This is a genomic window from Streptomyces sp. SPB074 (genome assembly GCF_000154905.1).
In the GTDB taxonomy this organism is placed as follows: Bacteria; Actinomycetota; Actinomycetes; order Streptomycetales; family Streptomycetaceae; genus Streptomyces.
On record NZ_GG770539.1, the window covers coordinates 1,799,019 to 1,803,412 of the forward strand.

Consider the following 4,394-nt stretch of genomic DNA (forward strand, 5'->3'; position numbering starts at 1 on the left):
CCCTCGCCCGCGTCAGCCCTTGTGGACGCCCGCCCAGAACTCCTCGAAGGAGAGGAGCTTGTCGCCGTTGGCGTCCTTCGAGGCGATGATGGCCTCGGCGACGGACGCGGTGACGTAGAAGTCGCCCATGCGGGCCATGGCCGACTTGTACTCGTCGGCGGTGATGAAGCCGTCCCCGTCGGTGTCGAACTGCTGGAACGTCCTGCGTGCCTCTTCGATGTCGGCCATCGGCCCGTCCACCCCTTCTCGGTGCTTCTGTACGGCGGTCAGGGTATCCGGCCCGCCCCGGCGGGAGGAGGCCGAGACCACGACGCACGGACGGAGCACGGACGTGAGCGACCTGGCCACGCTCTTCGAGGACCTCGCGCGGGGGCGGTTCCCCGCGGCCGACGGGACGACGACGGTGTGGCCGCTGGCCGGGGAGCGCGAGGCGGGCGTGCTCGCGCTGACGGCGCGGTCCTTCGTCTTCGCCGACACGGACGAGGGGTGGGTGCGGGACCGGCTCGCGCGCACCGGCTCCGATCCGCTCGCCGCGAGCCTGCACCCGTCCTTCCTCGCCGCGCTCCTGGAGCGGACGGGCCGCCGGATGGACACGGTGGACCTCCTCACGGTCGCGCCCGCGCTGCCCGGCCCGCCGCCGCTGGACCTGCGCGAGAGCGCGCCGGGCGGGCACCCGCGCGTGATCAGGGCGCTGCGCCGCCGCACGGAGGTGCGGGTCTGGGAGACGGCTCGGGGGGACGTCGTCCTGCTCGGGCGGGGTCCCGGCGGGCGCTGGGAGACGGCGATCGAGACGGCGGAGGCGGGGGCGGCGGTGCGGGGGCGCGCCCTCGCGCTGGCGGCGCGGCACCTCGTACCGGACGTCGCGGTGTGGGCGCAGCAGGCGCCGGGGAACGCGCGCAGCGTACGGGCCTTCCAGGCGGCGGGGTACCGGCCCGTCGGCGCGGAGGCGCTGCTGTGGCGGGAGCCGGGTGAGGGCGGGCCGGGGTGAGGGCGGGCCGGTGAGGCACCGTCACCTCGGCAGTGGGCGCGGGAGTTCGCCGGCGGGGGCCCGCCCTCGAACCTCCGGGGGCCGCACCGCGTGCCCGCTCGCGCGGGCGAGGCGTCTCAGCGGTCCGTCACGCGCAGCTCGAACCACGTCTTCTTGCCGACCGGCAGCAGGTCCACGCCCCAGCGCTCGCTGAGCCGCTCGACCAGCGCGAGCCCGTACCCGCTCGTGACGGCCATGCCGAAGGACGGCATGACGCAGGGCAGGGCGCGCGAGGGGTCGCGGAACTCGACGCGGATACGCCCGGGGCGGCGCGTCATGCGCAGCCCGAAGGAGCGGGCGCCGGCGTGCCGCACGGCGTTGCCGAGCAGTTCCGAGACGAGGAGCGCGGTGGTCTCCGCGAGTGCCGGGGACAGCCGCCACTCCTCGGTGACGACGAGCGCGGCGAGGCGGCGCAGTTCGCCGCCCGACTCCGGCGTCGCCTCGACCCGGATCTCCGACTCCGCCGGATTCCCGTGCGCGTCCAAGGCCGCCAGGGCGCGTTCGTCCTTCGCGCCCGGCGTCCACCGTGCCGCGGGCCCGCCCTGCTCGGCCCGCCGCGTGTGCTCTGTACCCTCCAGCCCCGTCATGCCCCCCATGATGGCGGTCCCCAGCCGTACGCGGGCGCGTTCCGCCGGAATATGACGGGCTGCCAGAAGGCTCGTGAAGAGCCCGCCCGGCATATGCCGGGGGCAAAAGTAAAGCTCCGGCGGGTGTCACCGGGTGTGATGACCCTGTGCGGGCGGGTGATCACACCCCGGGTGCGCACCGTTTCTTAAGGTTCGGTTAAGGCGGACATAAGACCTCGCACGCGGGGTGTGCGCGCTCCCGCGCGCCCGGCCGTGACGCGGGGGACAGGGGCGCGGTGTCCGCTCAGCCGAAGTGCGCCTTGCCCGGACCGTCCTCGACGAAGCTGCGCATCCCCGTCTCCCGGTCCTCGGTCGCGAACAGCCCGGCGAACCAGGTGCGTTCGAGAGCGAGGCCGGTGTCGATGTCCGTCTCCAGGCCGCTGTCGACGGCCTCCTTGGCGGCGCGCAGCGCGAGCGCGGGGCCCTGGGCGAGCTTCGCGGCCCACGCGTGCGCGGTGGCGAAGACCTCCTCGGCGGGCACGACCTGGTCCACCAGGCCGATGCGCAGCGCCTCCTCGGCGCGGACCTGCCGCCCGGTGAAGATGAGGTCCTTCGCGCGCGAGGGGCCGATGAGGCGCGCGAGGCGCTGCGTGCCGCCGGCGCCGGGGATGAGGCCGAGCAGGATCTCGGGCTGGCCGAACTTCGCGTTCGCGGCCGCGACGCGGTGATCCGCGCAGAGCGCGAGCTCGCAGCCGCCGCCGAGCGCGTAGCCGGTGACGGCGGCGACGACGGGCTTGGGGACGCGCGCCACGGCGGTGAACGACTCCTGGAGGGCGCGCGAGCGCAGGACCATGTCCTTGTGGCTCATGGCGCGCATCTCCTTGATGTCGGCCCCGGCGGCGAAGACCTTCTCGCTGCCGCGGATCACGACGGCCCGCACGTCCTCCCTGCGGGTCAGCTCGCCGGCCAGCTCGCGCAGCCGGTCCTGCACGGCGGTGTCGAGCGCGTTCATGGGCGGCCGGTCGAGGGTGAGGGTGGCGACGCCTTCGCCGACATCGAGGAGCACAGTCATGCCTGCACCTTATGTGCCCCGTTCACGTGCGCGGACGTGCGTTCCGCCACAGGCGCGGGGCGGCGTGCACGGGCACGCACCGGGTCCGGTACGGCTCGGGTACGCGTGCGGGGCGCCGCCCGTGCGGGCGCCGCCCCGTACCCGTACCGCCCGGAGGGCCGTCAGCTCTGCCACTCGCCCCACGGCAGGTTCCAGCCGTTGAGGCCGTTCCACCACTGGATGTTCTTGTCGTGGGAGTGCGAGACGACGACGACGTCACCGATGAGCGAGCTGTCGAAGAACCACGAGGCGGGCGTCGAGGAGTCGCCGCCGCCGCGCGCGTCACGCAGGCCCACGCAGCCGTGGCTCGCGTTCTGGTGGCCGAAGACGCCCGGCCCCGCCCAGTAGTTGCCGTGCACGAAGGTGCCCGAGGTGGACAGGCGCATGGCGTGCGGGACGTCGGGGATGTCGTACTCGCCGCCGTAGCCGACCGTGTCGCCGTTCATGCGGGTCACCTCGTACTTCTCGCTGATGACCATCTGCCCGTTGTACGTCGTGCTGTTCGGGGCGCCCGCCGTGATGGGGATGTTCTTGACAGTCTTGCCGTCGCGGGTCACGCGCATCGTGTGCGCGCTCGCGTCCACGTAGGAGACCTGGCTGCGGCCGATCGTGAAGCGGACCGTCTTGGCCTGCTTCCCGTAGACGCCGGGGCGGCCCTCGACGCCGTCCAGGGAGAGCTTGAGGGTGACCTTCGTGCCGGGCGCCCAGTACTTCTCCGGGCGGAAGTCGAGACGGTCGTTGCCGTACCACTTGTGGCGGATCTCGACCTCCGGCTCGGCCGTGACCTCGATGCCGCGCTCGACGGCCTTCGGGTCCGTGATGCCGCGCGAGAAGTTGAGCGAGACGGGCATCCCGACGCCCACCGTAGAGCCGTCCTCGGGCGTGAAGCGGCCGAGGAAGGTGTTCTTCGGCACGAGCGTCGTGAAGCTCGTGTCCTTCACGGACTCGCGGCCCTTCGCGTCCTCGGCGACGGCGTGCACCTTGTACGTGGTCGAGGCGGCCAGGTGCAGCTTCGGCCGCCAGGCCGTGCCGCCCCCGGTGATCTCGCCCGCCACCGCGGTCCCCTTGGTGTCGGCGACCTCGACCTTCGTGAGCTTCCCCTCGCGCGCGGAGACCTTGAGGGCACCGCTCGTGTCCACGTCCTTCGCGCCGTCCTTCGGCGCGACGCTCACGACGGCCCGCGAGAGCGTCGGGCTCGGCTTCACCGTGCCGCCGTTCCTCGCGTCCGCGACCGCCCCGTCCCCGTCGCCGCCCCCGCCGCACGCCGTCACGAGCAGCAGGAGCGCCCCGAGCGACAGCGCGAGCAGGGCCCGCGCCCCGCCACCGCTCCCCCGCAGCCACCCCGCACCCGCGTACGCCGTCGGTCGCCCGCTCACTTTGGTGTCTCCCCTCGCACACACGCGGGACCGCCCGTGCGCCCCCCGCGATCGATCCGCACAGTCAGATAACCACACACCCGAACACGCGAGCCCCTCCCGTTTGTCACCGTTGCGTTCCAACTCCCGGCCCCCACCTGCGCTCTTCCCGCCCACCGTCACAGCACCGGTCACGGCCGGGCCCGCCACGGGGTCCGCCGCCCGGCTGCGCGGAGCGCGCGGGGCTCCGTGACGGCGGAACGTGAGCGGAGCGTCCCGGAGGGGAAGATCAGGGGTGGGACGAAGCCGCCGAGCCGCGGCCGGGACGCCGCGAC

The 4,394-nt window shown here is 73.8% G+C and carries 5 protein-coding genes; 1 reads left to right on the forward strand and 4 read right to left on the reverse strand.

What is annotated here, in order from left to right:
- Positions 1-12: 12 nt before the first annotated feature.
- On the reverse strand, positions 13-228 hold the full coding sequence (locus SSBG_RS07125; protein ID WP_008745529.1) for an EF-hand domain-containing protein: 216 nt from the start codon (positions 226-228) through the stop codon (positions 13-15).
- Positions 229-331: 103 nt separating this feature from the next.
- Between SSBG_RS07125 and SSBG_RS07130 the strand changes: the two genes are divergently transcribed.
- Positions 332-988 (forward strand): hypothetical protein, encoded by a 657-nt coding sequence (locus SSBG_RS07130; RefSeq protein ID WP_037869140.1) that lies wholly within the window; start codon positions 332-334, stop codon positions 986-988.
- A 116-nt stretch (positions 989-1,104) separates the two neighbouring features.
- On the opposite strand, the gene SSBG_RS07135 is transcribed toward SSBG_RS07130, so the two are convergent.
- The 3 genes from SSBG_RS07135 to SSBG_RS07145 form a co-directional block, all read right to left on the reverse strand.
- Positions 1,105-1,707 (reverse strand): ATP-binding protein, encoded by a 603-nt coding sequence (locus SSBG_RS07135; RefSeq protein WP_008745531.1) that lies wholly within the window; start codon positions 1,705-1,707, stop codon positions 1,105-1,107.
- A 190-nt stretch (positions 1,708-1,897) separates the two neighbouring features.
- The gene (locus tag SSBG_RS07140) at positions 1,898-2,665 is read right to left on the reverse strand and encodes an enoyl-CoA hydratase/isomerase family protein (RefSeq protein WP_008745532.1); all 768 of its coding nucleotides are present in this window, start codon (positions 2,663-2,665) and stop codon (positions 1,898-1,900) included.
- Positions 2,666-2,826: 161 nt separating this feature from the next.
- On the reverse strand, positions 2,827-4,080 hold the full coding sequence (locus SSBG_RS07145; protein WP_078491236.1) for a L,D-transpeptidase: 1,254 nt from the start codon (positions 4,078-4,080) through the stop codon (positions 2,827-2,829).
- Positions 4,081-4,394: the final 314 nt, after the last annotated feature.

Coding starts and splice junctions, on each gene's coding strand:
- SSBG_RS07125 (WP_008745529.1), bottom strand. CDS start 228: ATGGCCGACATCGAAGAGGCACGCAGGACGTTCCAGCAGTTCGACACC.
- SSBG_RS07135 (WP_008745531.1), bottom strand. CDS start 1,707: ATGCCGGGCGGGCTCTTCACGAGCCTTCTGGCAGCCCGTCATATTCCG.
- SSBG_RS07140 (WP_008745532.1), bottom strand. CDS start 2,665: ATGACTGTGCTCCTCGATGTCGGCGAAGGCGTCGCCACCCTCACCCTC.